Below are 20,934 nucleotides of genomic sequence, written 5' to 3'. Positions count from 1 at the left end.
TTATTTCAACAGACCAAAATACTTGTTTTCGTCGCCTAAGAGAGCCGTAGCGGCGATTATGGCATCGTCATGGGTCAGGTAATAATCGTAAAGCCCTTCTCTGTAGAAATAGCGTTTAACGATTTCGTCTTCCAGCTTGCTTTTGATTTCCTTTTGATATTCTTCCAATGCGGCAAACTTACTCTTGTCGATATCGGCCAATAACGCTTTGAAATCATTTTCAATGGCGTCATTAAAAATCACTTCTTCACGGTCGGTCATGGCCGCCTTTAACGTTTTCTCGGTCTTGGTCTCAAAAGAAAAATTACTATTGGATACGAAGTCTTTAAAATCTTGGTAGTCACTATCGGTGAACTTAAAATCGCCCATGCCGTCTAGTGTGTGATTATAATAGTAGTTAGTAGCATAATCAAATATCACATTATCGTTCAAAAGAGCCGTGGTGAGTTCGTTCGCTTTTGTTGATGCTATCTCGAGGTCTGGCAGAACCCCACCCCCATCTTGAACCTTGCGGCCATTGCGAGTGGTAAAGTCATTAAAAACGGTCTTCTGAATAGCGTTGCCATCTTCATCACGGTTCCAATAGTCTAAAGACTGAATACATCTGCCAGATGGCGTGTAATACCGGCTTATGGTCACCTTAAGCTGTGTGCCGTAGGTAAGTTTCAAGGGGCGTTGTACCAACCCTTTGCCGAAGCTTCGTGCGCCCATGATTACCGCACGGTCGAGGTCTTGCAGACCTCCGGAAACAATCTCACTGGCCGAAGCGCTACTTCCGTTTACCAGAACGACAAGCGGAATTTCCATATCGATCGGCTGATCTTTGGTGCGGTATTCACGGTTGAATTTTTTTACTTTCGACTTTGTCGTTACAATCAACTCACCCTTATCTACAAATAGGTTGGTCACATTAATGGCTTCCGATAGCAACCCTCCCGGGTTGCCCCTCAGGTCTAGTATAATCTTCTTGGCACCTTGACCTTTTAATTCCTGTAAAGCCGATTTAGTCTGATCCGATGCTTTGGCATTGAATTTAGAAAGTACTATGTAACCAGTTTGATTATCGACCATTTTAAAGAACGGTACAGCATCTACCTCAACTGCACCACGGGTTATCGTAGCTGTCTTGGTCTCGCCTTGTCTTTTGAAGGTAACTTCGACCGAAGTATCGCTAGCTCCTTTTAAAAGTTCGCTCGCATTATCATGAAATTTTGATACATCGATATCTCCTATCTTCAATATCTCATCTCCAGCCTTCAAACCTGCCAAATCAGCGGGATAGCCTTTATAGGGCTCCATAATCAATAAGCGGTCATCATACGAACGTACGAGGGCACCGATGCCCGAATATTCACCGGCATTATTAATCCGGTAGGTTTCAACATCTTGTTCGTTCAAGAACTTCGTATACGGATCAAGGTCGTCAAGCATATTCTTGATGGCCGTATCCATTAATTCCGCCGGGTTCGTTTCATCTACGTAGTTCATGTTCAATTCTTTGAACAGGGTCGTAAAAATTTCAATTTGCTTAGCGATTTCGAAAAAATCACTTTTAACAAATCCTGTTCCCACAATAAAGACCGAGAGGGCCAAAATGGGAATGAATATTCTCTTTTTCGTAAATGACTTCATCAGAACGATAGTTTTCGAAGTATAAATTAGTTTGGGTATTGGATGGAGCATTCAAACTTTAATACCATGCCCCACAAATTCTTGGTCTACCATTACGTTAGACTAGTTCGAGGCTATTCTAAAGAACGGTCAGATGGGTTTTCCGCTTCAAGAAAATAGCGCATGGCTTTAATCATGGCACGCTCCATTTCCTTGAAATTTGTCATCTTTTTCCCAAGGTATAAAAATAGAAACGCAAAAGAGCCTTCACTATTGTTAAAAACATGATGTTTGTTCAGCCGATAGCTTTCGCGCATCAATCGTTTAATATTATTGCGGTCAACCGCCCCTTTGATATTTCTTTTTGGAACGGCTACCCCTGCCTGTATTTTAACCTCTTCTTTCAGTTCGGTTTTTAGGTAAAACAGCTTTATAGGATAAGCTTTGACCGACTTGCCCTGTTCAAAAAGCTGTTCAATCAACTTTTGACTTTTAAGCTTTTCTTTTTTTGGATAACTAAAATCCATATACGGTGACTAGGCTTTCTGCGGCTTGAATGCCGTGGCTAAAGAAAAGAGGCTAGTTTCCTCCCTCCCTTTGCCAAACATTATCGGTCTGATCGACATCGGCCATTAGTTGAGATGGGTCGATTACAATAGCCTTTACATTTTCAAGGGGTCGGTCAATCGTAAAACTGTAATTGGGGTATGCCCAAGCCCAATCATCGAGAACCGTTCTTTTTAATTGCGGATAGGGATTTTCCTTTTCGCCACGCAACATACGCAGGGGCGCATAAAAGGTTTCTTGCGTGCCATCTTCGTATACCACCAAAAGGTCTATAGGCATCGGCATAAGGCCTTTACGCGCTAAGCTTACGGTCGTTTTTCCGTCATTTGAGGCTACATCGGTAATACCATAGTCAATGGTATTGGTCGTTTGGGTCCAATCGGTCAGGTACCAATCAAGTTCCATACCCGATACCTTTTCGGCCACCCTTTTTATATCGTTGGGAACGGGATGTTTGAACTTGAAATCTTCATAATACTTTCTAACGGTTTCCATTAGCTTGTCTTGCCCAATGACATAGCCCAGTTGTGACAGAAAAATAGAACCTTTACTATATGCCGCTATGCCGTAGGCAAAATTCAAATCATACCTGTCGGCATGCGTCGATTGGGGCTGTTCCCTTCCAGAATTGACCAAATTGTAGTAGCCTTTATAAGTGCCTAAAAACGGGTTCTCTTTGTTTTCTTGCATCACCTCGTTCATAGCTAAATTTGAAATAAAGGTGGTAAAGCCTTCATCCATCCATTCGTGTTTTGACTCGTTTGTAGCCAATATATGTTGAAACCATGAATGGGCCATTTCGTGCGCCGTAACACCGACCAAACTTTCGAACTTGCGTTCACCCGTTATCAAGGTAGACATGGCATACTCCATACCGCCATCGCCCCCCTGAATTACAGAGTATTGGTCATACGGGTATTTGCCTATGTTCTTGCTGAAGAACTGCATCAGTTCTGCCGTTTTAGGCTGCAATTTTTTCCAGTTTTCAGTAATCTCTTTATTGTCTTTGTACAAAAAGTGCAATACCGGTCCGTTTTCAACTTTGAGGGTATCGTGCAGATAATCAGGATCTGCCGCCCACATGAAGTCATGAACATTGGGAGCCTTAAAGTGCCAGGTCAATGTTTTGCCCTTTTGCTTTTTAATTTTGGTTTCGGGTGCCTCATAACCGTGACCTACCTCTTGTGGGTTCTGCAAATATCCACTTCCGCCCACAACGTAATCTTTGTCAATGGTTAGCTTTACATCAAAATCGCCCCAAACACCATGAAATTCACGTGCGATGTAAGGATCTGCATGCCATCCTTCAAAATCGTATTCCGCCAATTTAGGATACCATTGACTCATTGAAAGGGCAACCCCTTCCGAGCTATTTCTACCTGATCGACGTATTTGTAAAGGGACTTGGCCACTAAAAACCATGTCAAATGTAGTCTTAGCACCAGGTGCAATCGGTTTGGCCAATTCCACTACCAAAATGGTTCCCTCTTCAGAAAAATTCACTTTTTGTCCATCTTGAAGTAGCGAGTTCGTATGCAAATAACCAACCTCTTTATCAGATAGGGCAGATATTCTACTTTTTTTGTCTTCCGTCATCATTCGGCCATCGGGATCGGCAATATTTTGCAAGCGAACATCCATCTCACTCCCAGGCTGAAAAGCATTGAAATAAAGGTGATAATAGACCCTCGAAATCTCATCGGGTGAGTTATTGGTATAGACCAACTTCTGCGTGCCTGTGTATTGATAATTGTCTACATTCATGGCCACTTCCATCGAGTAGTCAACATGTTGCTGCCAATAAGTACAATTTTGGGCATGAGCATCAGCCGCGAAAAACATAGCAATAACAGCAAAACCTTTAAAAATGCGGTTCATAATAAAAATGATATATGTGGCCCCACAAACTTTGTGGGGCACGTATTGATACTAGTTATAGTTTTATCTTTCCCGAAGAAACATTGTGCGCCATAATGAGGGCGTTGTAAGCGTTTACCATGGTACCGGCCTTCGAAATTTCTTCCAGTTTTCCGGTTTTGGCCGAATCTCCCGCAAGAATAACATTAGCCCTGGGGGTTAGGCCAGACTCCATAATAATTTGCTTAACCTGGGGAGCGGTCAACTTTGGATATTGCGAGCGGATTAAAGCCGCAACCCCTGCCACAGCTGGAGCGGCCATTGAAGTACCGCCTTGAAACTCGTACTCGTTGCCAGGCATTGTAGAATAGATCTCGTCACCAGGTGCAAAAACATCAACATTCACTTTGCCGTAGTTTGAAAATGAAGCGACCATTTCAGAGCCATATTTTGGAGCTAATGCCCCTACGGTAATGACATTGTCCGAAATCTCGGGACCGTTGTTTACTTGGTCGTTCGGGAAATTCGGGTTGGCTGGGTCGTCTAAATCTTCACCTGAATTACCGGCTGCATGAACGAACAGAACATCATGGTCTGCGGCATATTTTATGGCATCGTAAACCCATTGGGCATTTGGTGAATATCCTTTTCCGAAACTTCCGTTGATAATTTTCGCGCCATTATCTACCGCATAGCGGATGCCTAATGCAATATCTTTATCATATTCGTCACCGTTTGGTACGGCACGGATGCTCATGATCTGTACGTTATTGGCCACCCCGTTGGCCCCAAGGCCATTGTTTCTCTCTGCGGCAATGATACCGGCTACGTGGGTTCCATGGCTTTCATCTTCCGACCTACTTTGAGGGTTTCCATTTCCATAATCAGTGTCGGTAATGTCATATGGGTTATCACCTACCTCTTTACGGCCGTCAAAATCAACGTTGTAATTATAATTAGCCTGATCGGTAAAATATTTGACACCGCCTTCTATTTGCTCAAGCACTTCTGGAATGCTGTCTTCATAAGTTAGCATTTGCGTAAGTATGCCAATGTTTTGCTGCATGCTTGGGTCTGTAGACTTTATACCGGCCAAATCTTCTTTGGTATACTCATCTTTGCCCAGTTCTTTTTTCACAGCGGCATCTGCATTTTTAACCGCTTGAAATATTTGTTCGTACTGTTGTTTTTGCTGTAAAGTCTTTCCGTATTCTTCTTCAACTTCTGCCTTTGCCTTTGCCTGAAGTGCGACATCACCCAATTTTAATCGAACAATACGTGCAACCTCTAATTGCTCGTTATAAGACTCCCCAAGAAAGTTATAGCCGTGGATATCATCTATGTAGCCGTTCTTATCATTATCAATTCCGTCGCCCGGTTTTTCTCCAGTATTGGTCCAAAGAACACCATCTAAATCTTCATGTTTTAAATCCATTCCCGAATCAAGTACCGCAACAATGACCGTTTCACCCTTCTTATTTTTAATAATTTCGGTGTATGCTTTATCTACACTCATACCGGGTATGGTATCACTGACCAAATCTAAATGCCCCCAGTTCTTCTTTTCAGCATCCGACAAATCGGAAATTTTTAGTGGGGTTGTATCAATGTTTTCGATAGGTGTAGAAACCAAGGTGGTCGCACCGCAGCCCATAAGCACGGATGCCATTGCTAATCCGAGTACGGATTTCGGAAATAATCTTGTCATATAGTCAAATTGAGATTAGTGTATACTTTTGTAATAGGCACCGGGGTTGACAGCTGGAAAAGCTTCCAAATTTCCCCTATCTGCCATGGTAACATAGCAAGTTTTGCCATTTTTGCCCCCAAAGGTAATGTTTGAAGGCTTTTTTCCCTTCAATTGCACTTCTTTTATGATTTTTTTATCGGGAGTTACTATCAATACCGTACCCTTATCATATCTGGTGATATAAAGATTGCCTTTTGCGTCACACCGCATACCGTCCATTCCGAAATCTTCAAAAGACATAAAAAGGTTTTTATTCGATATTTTACCTTCGGAATCAATGTCATAACTCCAAATTTTTCTTTGAACAGATTCGTTGACGTACAATTTCTTTCCGTCAGGGCTCACCTCGATACCGTTTGTGGTTCCCATTTCATCTTCGAGAAGTACTATTTCTTGTGATTTGTTCACCATCCAAATACGGCCTTTACTTTCGGCCCAATTCGGATCGCTAAGGTATATGGTTCCATTCGGTGCCATGGCCAAATCGTTAGGCTGGCTCATTTCAGGATTATGGGCGAAAATTATCGGCTCTCGCGTGCCCTTCTTAATTTGAATTACATTATGGCCCACATAATCGGCAATGTACATATCGCCAGATTTATCAAAACGGATGCCATTGCCCACACTCTCACCGGGCAGCTTCGCAAATACTTCTCCCTCGCCACTTTCGTATACGATTCCGATGGTGCCTTGATCTTTAAAGTTTACCGCATAGACGTTACCTTCACTATCAACTGCAGGACCTTCCACCCCTTTGGTAAAACTCCATTCAGAAGTAAAATCAGTACTTTGTATTCGTTGGGCTTTGCAGGAAACCAAGAAAAAAATTGCATAAAAACCGAAAGGTATTTTTTTAAGCCGTGGTATTGAATAGTTCATTGAAAGTAAGGGTATTATCAAGCCGAGCACCTTTCTCGGTCTCACGCAAGGTACAAATTTCATTGTGGGCATCATGTTCGAAAAAAAGAAAGTATTCATTTTTTAGGGCCTCTTTCAAAAAAACATCTTTTTCTTTGAGAGTCAGCAAGGGTCTCGTATCATAACCGATGACGTACGGTAGAGGAATGTGCCCCACGGTAGGTATTAAATCGGCCACAAAGACCAATGTTTTACCTTTATACCTAATATGAGGTAGCATTTGCTTATCGGTATGTCCGTCAACGAAAAGAATATCAAAGCCCAATTCAGAATTTTTCAAAAAAGCATCTTTACCTCTATCTATAAAATTCAATTGACCACTTTCTTGCATTGGTAGCAGATTTTCTTTTAAAAAAGAAGCTTTTTCTCGAGCATTTGGTTCAGTGGCCCATTTCCAATGGTCTTTGTTCGTCCAAAATTTTGCATTCTTAAATGCGGGTTCAAAACCCGTTCTGTCCTTATTCCATTGAATGCTACCCCCGCAGTGGTCAAAGTGCAAGTGAGTCATAAAGACATCTGTAATGTCATCTCTATGAAAGCCGTGTTTGGCCAGCGAACTATCGATTGAATCATTGCCCCAACGGTAATAATAACCGAAAAACTTATCCGATTGTTTATTACCGAGGCCCGTATCTATTAAAATAAGCTTGTCTCCATCTTCTATCAATAAGCTTCTAGCGGCAATATCGATAAGATTTTTTTCGTCGGCGGGATTCGTCTTTTGCCAAATAGTCTTTGGCACCACACCGAACATGGCCCCTCCGTCTAATTTAAAGTTTCCTGTTTCTATGGTATATAATGTCATAACACAGCTAATTAGACCCGCAAATTATAAAAAGCACCTAGCACGGCAAAAAATTGAATAGATGTGCATCCGATTATAAAAAAGCCGCTAAAATACCATTTGGTATGATAGTTTCTAAAAAATAAGTCTATCTTGTGTTTAAGTTCTTGTTGAGAACTTGATATTTGCAGGTAAATTAGGGTTTTTGTCGTTTTTAAATGCCTTCGAGACCAAAATGGTCCGGTTTAAAAATGACTATTTTTGAAGAAATTCATTTTAATGGTTGAATTAGCAGGTATTATCATTTTGGGTATCATAGCACAATGGGTCGCTTGGCGTTTTAAGCTACCCGCCATTTTACCACTAATTTTAATTGGCCTGTTGGTGGGGCCATTGGCTACGTTATACACAGAAGACGGCAGTAAACTCATAGAACCTATTTGGAATGGCGAGAAAGGTCTCTTTCCAGGGGAAGGGCTCTACTATTTTGTTTCTCTTGCCATAAGTATCATTCTTTTCGAAGGTGGGCTGACCCTAAAGCGTGCCGAAATACGAAATGTAGGACCTGTTATTACGAAGTTGATTACATTAGGAAGTTTGGTTACCTTCTTTGGTGCCGCCATGGCTTCCCATTTTATTTTTGGCCTCAGTTGGCAAATTTCGTTTCTGTTTTCGTCATTGATAATCGTCACTGGCCCTACTGTTATCACCCCTATTTTGCGGAATATCCCCCTAAAAAAAGACCTATCGGCAGTACTTAAGTGGGAGGGAATTTTAATCGACCCTATCGGCGCACTAGCTGCAGTATTGGTCTTTGAATTTATTAGTGTAGGCGAAGGTCAGGCCTATACTTTTACCGCCATGATCGAGTTCGGTAAAATACTGCTCTTCGGGTTTACCTTTGGGTTTACTTTTGCACACGCGCTGACATTTGTTATTAAACGAAACTTCATACCACATTATCTATTGAACGTAGTTTCCTTGTCGGTCGTGTTGCTGGTATTTGTCATGTCAGATGTTTTTGCACATGAATCTGGGCTCCTAGCCGTGGTAATAATGGGAATGGTCATGGGGAATACGGATCTGCCAAACATTAAAGAGCTTCTATATTTCAAGGAGTCTTTGAGCGTGTTACTAATTTCCATTCTATTCATCTTATTGGCGGCTAACATCAATATGTCTGACCTTCAATTGATTTATAGTTGGAAAACGGCCGTGCTTTTCTTGGTAATCGTTTTCCTAATTCGGCCGTTAGGGGTCTTTTTAAGTTCCACAGGCTCCAATCTCAAATTCAATGAAAAACTTTTTATAGGGTGGGTAGGGCCAAGAGGTATTGTAGCCGCCGGTATCGCCTCGCTGTTCGGTTCTAAGTTATTGGCCAAAGGCGAAGAAGGAGCCGAGTATATAACCCCTCTCGTTTTCATGATTGTATTGGGCACGGTTCTTTTAAATGCCACCACTGCCAGGGTATTTGCCAAGGCTATCGGGGTTTTTCTAAAGAAATCGGAAGGCATTGTAATTATTGGGGCATCAAAAGTGTCCCGAATTATAGGGGACTATCTTCGAAAGAACAAGCGTCATGTGGTTCTCATCGATAACAACCAGACCAATATTGACAAAGCCAAAAAGTTGGGTATTGAAGCGATTACGGCGAATATATATTCCGATAATTTGACCGATAATATTGAGCTGAACGATGTCGGGTACCTGATGGCACTCACCGGCAACTCAGATATCAACCGATATGCCGTTAATAAATTTGGCCAGCAGTTCGGAGAAAACGGTTCGTTCAGGCTCATTGATGCCGATGAAATGAACGATCCTGAAAACAACCCAAAAGAAGGGTTATTTTCGCATACCGACGATTTCATTAAACTAACTGAAACGGCTCGTAAATTTCCGGTCATTCATGAAATAGAGCTTAAGGACAAGGAGCATTACGAGGGACTTATAGAAATCACCAAGGCTGACGAAAATATCGTGCCCATTTTTCTTAAGACACCTGATGGCGACTTGAAAATAATACCTTCCTTTAGCACTGATTTCAACGATATCAACGAAGGATGCCGATTGGTATATTTGGGAAAAGTGTTAGAAGCAGACGACACGGAAGACGACATAGAGGAGGAAGATTAACCTCCAAATGGCATCGTCTTTAGAACATCTACCGAAATCTCATCAAGTAAGATATCATTACCTTCTTTCGACTCTAACCGATAAAAGTGAAGAGCCGCTTCTCGCTTGATTTTATTCTCTAAAAGTTCTTTATCTATTTCACCGCTTTCTTGCTGCCAAATAAAGATAGACTGCTGTTTGGTAGAAATGAAAGAGTGTTTGGCAACGAATTGTGCTATATAAGTTGTCATAGGTTTGGAGGAACTAAATTCAACAAACCTAAAACTGTGACAGGAGTGAAAAATTGTTCTGAAACGATTTAGTTATGAACAATTGTAATAAAACACCTTCATAACAACCGTATTTGACTGAAAATCAAATAGATTTATCCGAAAAATTATCTCAAATAAATATCTGTGGGCCGCTAAATATACCTAGTCGTTTAGCTTTAAAACAGCCATAAAGGCTTGCTGCGGAATCTCAACATTACCTACTTGGCGCATGCGCTTTTTACCCTTCTTCTGCTTCTCTAAAAGCTTTCTTTTTCGTGAAATATCACCACCGTAACACTTGGCGGTCACATCTTTTCTCAAGGCTTTAATCGTTTCCCTAGAGATAATTTTAGCTCCGATTGCGGCTTGAATAGGTATATCAAATTGCTGTCTTGGTATCAGCTCTTTTAACTTCTCACACATTTTCTTACCGATATGGTAAGCATTATCGAAGTGAACCAGCGCAGAAAGTGCGTCTACCGTCTGTGCGTTCAATAAAATATCGACCCTTACCAGTTTAGACGTACGCATTCCGATAGGGGCATAATCAAAGGAGGCATAACCTTTCGATACGGTTTTTAGCCTATCATAAAAATCGAAAACAATCTCTGCTAAAGGCATATCGAATGTCAACTCGACCCGTTCTGTAGTTAGGTAGGTCTGATTGGTAATCTCGCCCCGCTTATCGATACAAAGGGACATTACATTGCCTACAAAATCAGATTTTGTAATGATAGTGGCCTTGATATAGGGTTCCTCTACGCGGTTTAAGGTAGAAGGCTCCGGTAAATCTGACGGATTGTTTACAATAACTATTTCGTCAGGGTTCTTATTGGTATACGCATGATAGCTAACGTTCGGTACCGTAGTAATAACGGTCATATCGAATTCTCGCTCGAGTCGTTCTTGAATAATTTCCATATGTAGCATTCCCAAGAAACCACATCTGAAACCAAAACCAAGAGCGGCACTACTTTCGGCAGTGAACACCAATGAGGCGTCGTTCAACTGAAGTTTTTCCATTGATGACCGAAGTTCTTCAAAGTCTTCCGTATCTACAGGATAAATTCCAGCGAATACCATGGGCTTTACATCTTCAAAACCTGCAATAGCATTTTTTGAAGGGTTTTCGGTCAACGTAATCGTGTCGCCTACCTTTACCTCTCTGGCGTCTTTAATTCCCGTTATGAGATAGCCTACATCACCGGTAGAAATTTTCTGCTTCGGATGTTGAATCAGCTTAAGGGTTCCAATCTCGTCGGCGTCGTAATTCTTGCCAGTGGCCATGAACTTAATCTTTTGGCCTTTTTTAAGCTCCCCGTTGATAATTCTAAAGTAGGTCTCTACCCCACGAAAAGGGTTATAAACCGAATCGAATACCAAAGCCTGAAGCGGGCCGTCTGGGTCGCCGGTCGGGGAAGGTATTCTCTCAATTATTGCTTCTAAGATTTCCCCGATGCCTAGACCGGTCTTCGCACTTGCCGGAATCACTTCTTCCGGCTTACAGCCCAAAAGGTCAACGATATCATCGGTTACCTCTTCCGGGTTGGCACTCGGCAAATCTACCTTGTTCAATACAGGAATGATTTCCAAATCATTTTCTAGGGCCAAGTAAAGGTTTGAAATGGTTTGGGCCTGTATGCTTTGAGCTGCATCAACCACTAGAAGGGCTCCTTCACAGGCCGCAATGGACCGTGACACCTCATAAGAAAAATCGACGTGACCAGGGGTGTCAATAAGATTGAGAACATAGGTCTCTCCCTTAAAAACATACTCCATTTGAATGGCATGACTTTTAATGGTTATGCCTCGCTCACGTTCCAAATCCATACTGTCCAACAACTGATCTTGCTTTTCCCGCTCTGTTACAGATCCGGTAAAATCTAATAGTCGATCGGCCAAGGTACTTTTACCGTGGTCAATGTGGGCAATAATGCAAAAATTTCGAATGTGCTTCATATGGCTTCAACAGCGATTAAGGGCGCAAAGATACGTTATTTTAAAACGTCTTTACTAAATATCAATTACTTGGCATCAATATTTAGATAGGCCTACATAAAGTATTAATTGACACTTTTTTGTGAAGCCGGATGCTCTGTGTAGCCTATTTTTTAAAAAACATATTTGGTTTACTGCCATTGAACCGATTTAATTGTAATCTTATGAAGAACTTGTTGTAGGTATTTACCTATTTGTTTAGATTTGAGGACGAACCTAAGCCTTTGAGAAAAAAATTTTGCCCCTTTCTTATATGCTTGTTCTTCACGGTTTGCGGTTATTCCCAAAGCTTTTCGGTTTTGGGTACTGTTGAAGATGAAGAGCAGCAACCTGTTGCTTATGCCAATATTCTTCTCATGAGCGCCATAGATTCAACGGTAATCGATGGTGCCTCGTCAAAAGAAAATGGTGATTTTGCTATTGGCGGCATTGCTAAAGGCGATTATTTGTTAAAGGCGACTTATATGGATAGGTCCTCAGCCACTCTCACTATTCAGGTAACTAATGACTTAAAGATTCCGGCCTTGGTTCTTCAGGCAGCCTCTGAACTTGAAGAAGTAGTTGTTACGGGCAATAAGCCAAGATTGGAAAGAAAAGTTGATAGGTTGGTCTACAACATAGAAAACACGGCCCTATCAGATAGCGAAGTCTGGGAAGTGCTCAAAAGAACTCCTGCCGTAACCATTGTGGGCGACAATTTATCCGTTAAGGGGAGCAGCAATGTGGGTATTCTTATTAATGGAAAAAAAGTTCACCTTCCCAAAAGCGATATTATCAATCTCTTGTCGGGCACTTCGGCCAGCTCGGTAGAGTCGATAGAAGTCATAACCGCCCCCCCTGCCAAATATAGCGCTGAAGATAGTGCCTTGATTAACATTATCATGAAAAAGAACTTGGTTCCAGGCTATAATGGTACTGTTTATAACAGGTACGTACAGGGGGTTTTACCGAAGCACACGTTGGGCACCGAACATTATTTTAAGAGCAAACGAACCAACCTCTCGCTTACCTATAATTTTGGTCACGATAGAACCGTGGTCAAATACAACGATATCACCAATTTTTTAGATGGTGGTGAAACGACTTCAATTTATGATGCCGAACAAATAAATTTACGAAAGGGTAAACGCCATAATTTATCCGCTTTTTTAGATTATGACCTAGGGGAAAACAAAACCTTAAGTCTCAGTGCCATTACCATTTGGCAGCCGAAGGTCATGCGCTATTACGACACCGATACGAATATCGAGCTAGACAGCTTGTATTCAAGGTTTGATAGTTATAACATATCACAAACCGAACAGATCAACACTTCATATTACGTGGATTATGAACAAAATTTAGGTGATAATGGTGCTTCGCTGATGCTGAACGGCCACTACACTTTTTATGACACAAGCAAAGGGCAATCATTGAACAATTCATTTTATGACCTTGACAACGAGTATGCTGGTTCCAATGATTTTTTCCTGAACACTGAACAATATATCAATCTATATAGTTTTCAGGCGGACGTGTCGGCCCCTATTGGTGAAACGATAAAGGTAGATGTGGGTGCGCGTTATGCCGACATAAGCTCTAAAAATATAGTACTCCAGCAAGGCTTTGATATGGAAACCCCTGGCATTGATCCGACCCTTGCCGGAACCTTTGGTTATGACGAGTTTACTTGGGCCGGATACACCTCTGTGGATGCCGAATGGGGTGATTGGCATTTGAAAAGTGGCATCAGGGGCGAGTACACCGAAACTCGGGGCACATGGAACCAAGGCAATGAAAACAGCAGTAATGACTATCTAAAGTTTTTTCCGTCATTTTCAGCGCGCTATACGCCTAATAACGACCATGATTTCAATGCTTACTACGTACGAAGAATTTCTCGCCCTCGCTATTCGAACATCAATCCGTTTCAAATATTTCAAAGTAATTTTTCTACTATTGAGGGCAACCCTAATCTCTTACCTGCGACCGATTGTTATACTGCCATAGGTTATACTTTCAAAGACACCTATACCGTAGAGCTCTTTTATAAAAACGAGTTTAATGGGCTAGGCCAGTTTGCCTTTCAAGACAATCAATATAGGTGGTTGCGCTTTATCAGTTTTAACATGGATAGAGAGTATGCCTATGGCATCGATTTGATCTATAACAAAGAAATTACCAAGTTTTGGGACAGCTATTTTTTGGCAAGCTTTTACAACCAGAACCTGCAATTCACCAACCTCAACTCAAATCTTCTGGTAGAAAATGAGTTGTTCACATGGTTCGCTAGAACCAGCAATAACTTTACCTTTCTCTCCGACAGGTCTCTTACAGCCAATCTTAGTGTAATGTACAGGGCCCCACTTCTATTGGAGAATGCCCGATTTGATGGTTTTGGGTATGTTAACCTTAACTTTAGAAAAACTTTCTGGAACAATGCGGCTAGTATTTCAATCGGTTTAGATGATATTTTCAATCAAGGAAACCTCTACAGCGTTAGAAACTACCTTAACCAAAACGGAACTTCTCGCCAGATAACCGAAAACCGCCTTTTTACCCTGGGTTTCCGTTACCGCTTCGGCAATGTCAAAATCAGGTCGAACAAAAAGGACAAAGATGTTGACGAAAGAGATAGACTTTAGTTCTACAGTCATACTTTTCTTGAAGCGGCCATCCCAATAAACTAAAGCCTGATAGACAATTCAATGATTTTGTGTAATTTTGCACACCAAAATAGCTATCGGTCATGCCTAAAATTGGTGACATTCAACTACCTGACTTTCCGCTACTTCTAGCCCCCATGGAAGATGTAAGCGACCCTCCTTTTAGGGCTCTGTGCAAAGAAAATGGCGCCGATGTCGTGTATACAGAATTTATTTCATCGGAAGGTCTTATTCGAGATGCCGCCAAAAGTGTCATGAAGCTTGATATCTATGAAAAGGAAAGGCCCGTGGGAATTCAAATTTTCGGTGCCAATCTCGACTCTATGCTTCAATCGGTCGATATAGTAGAGAAATCAGGACCGGACATCATTGATATCAATTTCGGTTGCCCGGTAAAAAAGGTGGTCAGTAAAGGGGCCGGAGCCGGTATTTTAAAGGATGTGGACTTGATGGTCTCCCTTACCAAGGCTATGGTCGAGCGAACAAAATTGCCCATTACCGTCAAGACCCGTTTAGGGTGGGACGATAGTTCGATTAAAATCGTAGAGGTGGCCGAACGACTTCAAGATGTAGGCTGCAAAGCAATCGCCATTCATGGTCGAACCAGGGCCCAAATGTATAAGGGTTCTGCCAATTGGAAACCTATAGCCCAAGTAAAGAACAACCCTCGAATGCATATTCCTGTTTTTGGCAATGGCGATGTAGATACGCCCGAAGCTGCTATGAGAATGCGTGACGACTATGGCCTAGACGGGGCAATGATAGGGCGGGCAAGTATCGGTTACCCTTGGTTCTTTAATGAGGTAAAGCATTTTTTCAAAACGGGCGAACACCTGCCGCCCCCCAATATGGTAGAGCGAGTTGAGGCCGCTCGCCGTCATTTACAAATGTCAATTGATTGGAAGGGCGAAAAGTTGGGTGTTTTTGAAACGAGACGCCACTACACCAATTACTTCAAGGGCATTCCTAATTTTAAACAGTACCGTATGAAAATGGTAACCAGTGACGATGCCGCTGATGTCTTTGCCGCTTTTGATGAGGTGTTGCAGAAATTCGGGGATTATGAGTTCTCTGCCTAATTTTATGACTCGATTAGCTTTTTATTGATTCTGCTGCTGGCAATTTTTGAAGCAATGATTCCCAGAATCATTATTGTTGCCAAAACAATCAGCACATTTAGCCATTGGTATTCTACCGGATAAGGTAGCGTCGGGGTGATTTTCAACCATTCAAAAGCTAATTGTGACCAAATCAACAATGACCCGATAAGTACGCCAATAAAACCGCCCAAACCTGTTACCAAAAATCCTTGGGCAAAAAATATAGACCGTAGCTTGGCCACGGTTGTTCCTAAATTATAAAGTGTTTTTAAATTTTGCTGCTTATCCAAAACCATCATAATAATAGCCCCCACCACATTAAATAGGGCAATTATCAAAACCAGGGTGAAGATTAAATACGTTGCCAAGTTCTCTGTGTTTAACATACGATAAAGGGTGCTGTTCAATTCTCTTCGATCTCTAACCACCACATTTTCCCCTAATATATCCGCTATTTTATTTTTTAGCTCTTCTACATTGGAATCAGAAGCCGCTTTAATGCCTATTCCAGAAACTTGGTTGCCTTTCTTATCCAGAAGATTTTGTACCGATGGTAAGTCGGCAAAAACATATTTTTTGTCTAAGTTCTCCTCAATGCCAAAAACCCCACTTATAAAGTAGGGTTTGGTCTTTAAATCTTGAGGTGATAGAGAGCCTTTGCCAGGTTTTAACGCCAAAACGACCAAGGCGCTTTGATTTACCGATAAGCCCAAGGTATTTACCACCCCTATACCTGCCACCGCCTGTCGCTCGTTTACGCGCCATGTGCCATAGAGAATGGTACTATCCATTCCGGTAACTTGATTGTAGTTGGTATCGACCCCCTTTATGAAAGCGATATGACTTTTACCTTGATATTTCAAGTAAACCTTCTCCTCCAGTTCTTTCGTGTACGAGACAAGGCCGGCAACGGCGTCAAGTTTTTCTTCTTGCTCATCTGTAATCGAAAAAAACTTACCTGTTCGTGGCAAAGCCTTTAAATCAGGGTCAAACGTGTTGCTAAACTGAAGACTGAATCCTTTAAGGCCAGCAAAACCTGACAGCACGATGAAAAGAGCCGCAGAGCCTATAACAATAACCAAAAAGGTAATTAGGTTGATTATGTTAATAGCATTTTGGCTGCTCTTTGATCGAACATAGCGTTTGGCTATATAAAAGGGAAAGTTCAATCTTACAGTTTTTTTCTTTTATCCAACAAGTCTCGATTCTGAATCGGGTCTTCTTCGCGCTTTAGCGACTTTTCTATATTCTCGATATATTCAATCGAGTCATCCAGATAAAAAAGAAGTTCAGGAACCCTTCGTAATTGGTTACGGGTTCTTTGTGATAGCTCATGCCGTATCAAAGGTTGGTTCGACTTGATACCATCCATAAGTTCTTTAGCGCCCGACTTAGGAAAAATACTGATATATATTTTAGCAATGGAAAGGTCGGTAGTTACCTTAACCTTGGTAACAGAGATTAAAGTGCCTTTCAAACCCCCTTCTTTTGCCGCACGTTGAAGAATGTCAACGATATCTTCTTGAATGACCCCCGCTATTTTTTTCTGTCTCTGTGTTTCCATACGGCAAAAATACGTAGAATTAAATGTAAATTAGGAAGATAAACCCAATAGACGAATCAAAAGATTTTACCTTGAAAAAAATAGATCATATCGGTATTGCCGTTACAGATTTAAAAACCTCCAATATTCTATTTGAAAAATTACTGGGAACACAGCACTATAAAATCGAAGAAGTGGTCTCAGAAGACGTTTTGGTTTCTTTTTTTAAAACTGAAAATAGCAAAATCGAATTATTACAGTCTACCGACGAAAACAGCGCTATTGCTCAATTTATCAATAAAAGAGGGGAGGGAATGCATCATATTGCTTTTCAGGTAGCAGATATAACTTTTGAAATTGAAAGATTAAAAAAAGAGGGTTTTAAATTTGTTGATGACCAACCGAAAAAAGGCGCCGATAACAAGTTGGTCGCCTTTCTACACCCAAAAAGTAGCAATGGTGTACTTGTAGAATTATGTCAAGATATTGAAAAAGAGGACTAAGCATATATTTTGCATAAATGAAGAACATTATTTTGCGTAGTTGGTCATTATATTTAAATTTGCGCTCATTTTCGACCCTTAAAAGGTTGTCAATGGTAAAATTACCAACGGTCCTATAGCTCAGTTGGTTAGAGCACCTGACTCATAATCAGGTGGTCCCTGGTTCGAGCCCAGGTGGGACCACGGAAAACCCTTCTAAGTCATTGATTTAGAAGGGTTTGTTTTTTTGGAGGTGGCAGTAAGGGTGGCATTTTTTATATGTTTTTGCTCCAATTTTGGAAATCAAACATTAAAATTGCAGAACTGTGCGAAATTTATTCATATAATGCCAATATATGTCACAACAATGGGAACTTATTAAATTTAGATTTGGACAGCTATACAACTTTGCATATTCTAGTTCTTCTCTGGCTTTAGGCTTTATTATTGAAAATTTAAAGCTGTGCCGTCTTCTTATTTTTTTGATTTTCTTGCTTGCCAGTTTTGATTTGTTTTGGAATAACACAAACGATTTTAGTTTTATTAAAAAGGACATCTTGGGAATTCTGATATCAGTCATTTCAATAATCGTTGCTATAATTGTAACTTACCTATTTTCTAAATTATTTGCGGAAAAAGCAATTAAGGTTGAAAGAAAAAAAGAGATCGATAAAATGTCTCTCAAGATTACCCAACTGCGAAAAATTGCATTTCACATTAGAAATATGCATGATTTTTGGAAGTTTAGAAATAATGTAAAGTCCGCTGTTGATAATAAACATGCTAGTTTGACGTATGAGGAGTATAGAAGCTCTACAATTAACGGCAGAAAAATTAAGTATGAAGATTGGGTAAAAATAGATAAAGAAATTTATGGGACAAGTGGACAGGCTTATTTGGCGATAAAAGGACTTGTAGATGGGGCAAGCGATTACTCAATGTTTGGAGAATTTACGCCTAGAAATTACTCTTTAATTGATATAGAAAGATATAAAGAGTATGCGGGTTCTTTTTGGTACCTATTGGATAGGTCTGATTATAATATAGTAAATTTTGATAGGGTATCGGATTATTGGTTTGAAAAGGTTGAACATCTTTTTTTTCAAATCCAAGGGACTCAGCTAAATCCTGAAGATAGGAAAATGGAAATAAAAAGATTATTCGAGGATTTTGAATCTAAATATTTTCCTAAACACTATTATTTAAACACACTTAATCAGAAATATTTCTCCGCATTTATTAATAGCCTTTTCAACTTATTAATCTTTGTTCTCATTCTTCTTTTTAGTCTATTCTTATATGTTATTGAGCAAACGTCAAACCAAGATTATATTTTTTCACTATTACTAGTTAGTGCGTTTATCGCGAATACGATTGATTTAATAATACTGCTTGTTACTTCAATATATTCAGAACAAAAGATTGAAGAAATATTCTCTATCTAAAGATTGTCTTCCATCATAAGTTATTATTACCTTAAAAAAGCTCGCGAGGGTTTCTTAAGATTTCCTTGTCTTTATCCTATTAACCAATTGATCCAATTCAATTTTCTTCATCATCTTCATCGGAGGGTAGTTCTAAAGCCTTTACGGATTGCGATGATACTTTTTTCATCAACTTTATTAGTATTTTGGTGTAACGACAAATTAATTACGTTAACCAGATGATTGAACTCGTAGATTCATCGGATATCAAATTCTTTCATACTGAGGGTTATCTCATCGTTGAAAACCTAATACCCGCTTACGATATAGATTATTACAGCGCCCTATACGACGCCTTTTTAGAAAACCGAATAGATGCTAGGCGCTATCGCTCAGATTTGTCGGGTAGCGAATCCGAAAAGGAAAAAATCACCCAAATCATGGTCCCTAGCCGTTTAGTACCTGAATTGCTGAACAACTCTTTTCATCAAAAATCTTTACAGATTGCCCGTACCCTGTTAGGTGAAGACCTTGAGCTTGATTTTGACATGTTGATTAACAAAGCTCCCTACACAGACACCATCACGCCATGGCATCAAGATATGGCCTACTGGATGGAGATGCCAGACAAGCGAGCCGTGAGTTGTTGGTTAGCAATTGATCATGCCTACAAAGAAAATGGTTGTATGTGGTACACACCAAAATCGCACTTGCAACCTCCCTTAAACCATATTCAAACAGGCAATAAAGGTGCCTTGAGATGTGAGGGTAGTGAAGAAAACTCCATATTTGTTGAGTTACAACCTGGTTCTTGTGTGTTTCATCATGGAGGAACGCTTCATTATAGCCGTGGTAATTCGACCTCTGATAATAGAAGGGCCTTGATCACAAATTTTAGACCTGGTAAAATGGTCGAGCTCGAAAGAGAAAAAGGAATCGATCATACTGGTGAAAGAAAGGTCAAAGTGAATGGATAAGTCTATTCGCCAACATATTGAATATTTGCTCTGTATCAAGATTGAAAGCATAAGGCCTCTTTCCGGTGGAGATATTTCAAAGGCTTATCTAATTCAAAGCGAGAACGAAAACCTTTTTTGTAAAATTCATCTCGGTGACCAGGCGTTTGAAATGTTCAGGGCAGAACGCCTAGGTTTACAGGCCCTAGGTAAAACAAAATCAATTGGCATACCCAAAGTTTTGCTATGTGAACAGCTGGAAAAAGGCGCTTTGCTGGTTATGGAATATATCGAGCCAAGACCTCCTTCAGCTATTGGTTTTGAAAAATTGGGCCATCAGTTGGCTGCCCTACATCAGCCTATTAAAAGTGAAATGTTTGGCTTTGAATCTGAAAATTTTATAGGCAGTTTACCACAATCTAATCAAAGACATTCAAATTGGAGCTCTTTTTATGTAAAGAAGAGATTGTTGCCACAATTGAAAATCGCCCAAGATCTGAAAAGATTGGAAAGGCATGAGGTTCCTTCTGAAAATACACTTCAAAAAATATGTGATCATCTCTTTCCTGACATAGAGCCCTCTCTGCTACACGGTGACCTTTGGAGTGGCAATTTTTTAATTTCAAAAAGTGGGGAACCTTTCTTGATTGACCCCGCCGTTTACTATGGCCATAACGAAGTAGATCTGGCCATGACGCGTTTGTTCGGCGGTTTTTCAAACGAATTTTACGAAGCGTACCGAGAGGTTATTCCCGCTGAAAGCGGGGAAAAAGAAAGATGCGACCTTTATCAACTCTATTATCTTCTTGTGCACCTCAACCTATTCGGTTCATCGTATAAAGGTTCGGTCACCCAAATCTTAAGGCGATATTTCTAAGTTTTTAAGTACATTTAAACACACTTCCAAACTGC

17 protein-coding genes and 1 tRNA gene are annotated in these 20,934 nt (G+C 40.6%); 8 read left to right on the top strand and 10 right to left on the bottom strand.

The genetic code is table 11. The features are described 5' to 3' along the window. The 6 genes from IL356_RS04075 to IL356_RS04050 form a co-directional block, all read right to left on the bottom strand. Positions 1-1,632 (bottom strand): S41 family peptidase, encoded by a 1,632-nt coding sequence (locus IL356_RS04075; RefSeq protein ID WP_121847082.1) that lies wholly within the window; start codon positions 1,630-1,632, stop codon positions 1-3. Positions 1,633-1,745: 113 nt separating this feature from the next. After that, a complete protein-coding gene (gene rnpA, locus IL356_RS04070; RefSeq protein WP_121847083.1) occupies positions 1,746-2,138 on the bottom strand; it encodes a ribonuclease P protein component in 393 nt (130 codons plus the stop codon). Positions 2,139-2,190: 52 nt separating this feature from the next. After that, positions 2,191-4,056, bottom strand: coding sequence for a M1 family metallopeptidase (locus IL356_RS04065; protein ID WP_121847084.1), 1,866 nt, complete (start codon positions 4,054-4,056; stop codon positions 2,191-2,193). A gap of 55 nt (positions 4,057-4,111) precedes the next feature. Continuing rightward, positions 4,112-5,743, bottom strand: a complete 1,632-nt coding sequence (locus IL356_RS04060; RefSeq protein WP_121847085.1) for a S8 family peptidase — start codon at positions 5,741-5,743, stop codon at positions 4,112-4,114. Between the two features lie 15 nt (positions 5,744-5,758). Then, complete coding sequence (locus tag IL356_RS04055) at positions 5,759-6,664, bottom strand: SMP-30/gluconolactonase/LRE family protein (protein ID WP_121847086.1); 906 nt, start codon at positions 6,662-6,664, stop codon at positions 5,759-5,761. Then, a complete protein-coding gene (locus IL356_RS04050) occupies positions 6,639-7,508 on the bottom strand; it encodes an MBL fold metallo-hydrolase (RefSeq protein ID WP_121847087.1) in 870 nt (289 codons plus the stop codon). Before IL356_RS04050 ends, IL356_RS04055 begins: the two co-directional genes overlap by 26 nt. A 258-nt stretch (positions 7,509-7,766) precedes the next feature. Between IL356_RS04050 and IL356_RS04045 the strand changes: the two genes are divergently transcribed. Continuing rightward, a complete protein-coding gene (locus IL356_RS04045; protein ID WP_121847088.1) occupies positions 7,767-9,623 on the top strand; it encodes a cation:proton antiporter in 1,857 nt (618 codons plus the stop codon). Here IL356_RS04045 and IL356_RS04040 read toward each other — a convergent pair. Together IL356_RS04040 and lepA are read right to left on the bottom strand one after the other, a co-directional pair. Next, positions 9,620-9,853: a GTP-binding protein LepA gene (locus IL356_RS04040; RefSeq protein WP_121847089.1), complete on the bottom strand. Its 234-nt coding sequence runs from the start codon at positions 9,851-9,853 to the stop codon at positions 9,620-9,622. The two genes, IL356_RS04045 and IL356_RS04040, sit on opposite strands and share 4 nt — an antisense overlap. A 183-nt stretch (positions 9,854-10,036) precedes the next feature. Further along, positions 10,037-11,833 carry a translation elongation factor 4 gene (gene lepA, locus IL356_RS04035; protein ID WP_121847090.1) on the bottom strand — a complete coding sequence of 599 codons (1,797 nt, stop codon included), beginning with the start codon at positions 11,831-11,833 and terminating at the stop codon, positions 10,037-10,039. Between the two features lie 263 nt (positions 11,834-12,096). Here lepA and IL356_RS04030 point away from each other — a divergent pair, with 263 nt between their 5' ends. After that, positions 12,097-14,496: an outer membrane beta-barrel family protein gene (locus IL356_RS04030; protein ID WP_162987768.1), complete on the top strand. Its 2,400-nt coding sequence runs from the start codon at positions 12,097-12,099 to the stop codon at positions 14,494-14,496. A gap of 104 nt (positions 14,497-14,600) precedes the next feature. After that, the gene (dusB, locus tag IL356_RS04025; protein WP_121847092.1) at positions 14,601-15,596 is read left to right on the top strand and encodes a tRNA dihydrouridine synthase DusB; all 996 of its coding nucleotides are present in this window, start codon (positions 14,601-14,603) and stop codon (positions 15,594-15,596) included. A gap of 2 nt (positions 15,597-15,598) precedes the next feature. Here the strand turns inward: dusB and IL356_RS04020 are convergent, their stop codons facing one another. Both IL356_RS04020 and rbfA read right to left on the bottom strand, forming a co-directional pair. Next, on the bottom strand, positions 15,599-16,786 hold the full coding sequence (locus tag IL356_RS04020) for an ABC transporter permease (RefSeq protein WP_121847093.1): 1,188 nt from the start codon (positions 16,784-16,786) through the stop codon (positions 15,599-15,601). A 2-nt stretch (positions 16,787-16,788) separates the two neighbouring features. Further along, on the bottom strand, positions 16,789-17,181 hold the full coding sequence (gene rbfA / locus IL356_RS04015) for a 30S ribosome-binding factor RbfA (protein ID WP_121847094.1): 393 nt from the start codon (positions 17,179-17,181) through the stop codon (positions 16,789-16,791). A 71-nt stretch (positions 17,182-17,252) separates the two neighbouring features. On the opposite strand from rbfA, the gene mce reads away from it, so the two are divergent. From mce to IL356_RS03990, 5 genes are all read left to right on the top strand, one after another. Next, positions 17,253-17,663: a methylmalonyl-CoA epimerase gene (gene mce / locus IL356_RS04010; RefSeq protein ID WP_121847095.1), complete on the top strand. Its 411-nt coding sequence runs from the start codon at positions 17,253-17,255 to the stop codon at positions 17,661-17,663. A gap of 109 nt (positions 17,664-17,772) precedes the next feature. Further along, positions 17,773-17,846 (top strand) — tRNA-Ile (locus IL356_RS04005). A gap of 152 nt (positions 17,847-17,998) precedes the next feature. Next, positions 17,999-19,087, top strand: a complete 1,089-nt coding sequence (locus IL356_RS04000; protein WP_121847096.1) for a hypothetical protein — start codon at positions 17,999-18,001, stop codon at positions 19,085-19,087. 218 nt (positions 19,088-19,305) lie between these two features. Then, complete coding sequence (locus IL356_RS03995; RefSeq protein WP_121847097.1) at positions 19,306-20,043, top strand: phytanoyl-CoA dioxygenase family protein; 738 nt, start codon at positions 19,306-19,308, stop codon at positions 20,041-20,043. Then, positions 20,036-20,899: a fructosamine kinase family protein gene (locus tag IL356_RS03990; RefSeq protein WP_121847098.1), complete on the top strand. Its 864-nt coding sequence runs from the start codon at positions 20,036-20,038 to the stop codon at positions 20,897-20,899. Before IL356_RS03995 ends, IL356_RS03990 begins: the two co-directional genes overlap by 8 nt. Positions 20,900-20,934 lie beyond the last annotated feature (35 nt).

Source organism: Euzebyella marina (genome assembly GCF_014855515.1).
Taxonomy (GTDB): domain Bacteria; phylum Bacteroidota; class Bacteroidia; order Flavobacteriales; family Flavobacteriaceae; genus Euzebyella; species Euzebyella marina.
This window is presented reverse-complemented; position numbering and strand designations above follow the sequence as displayed.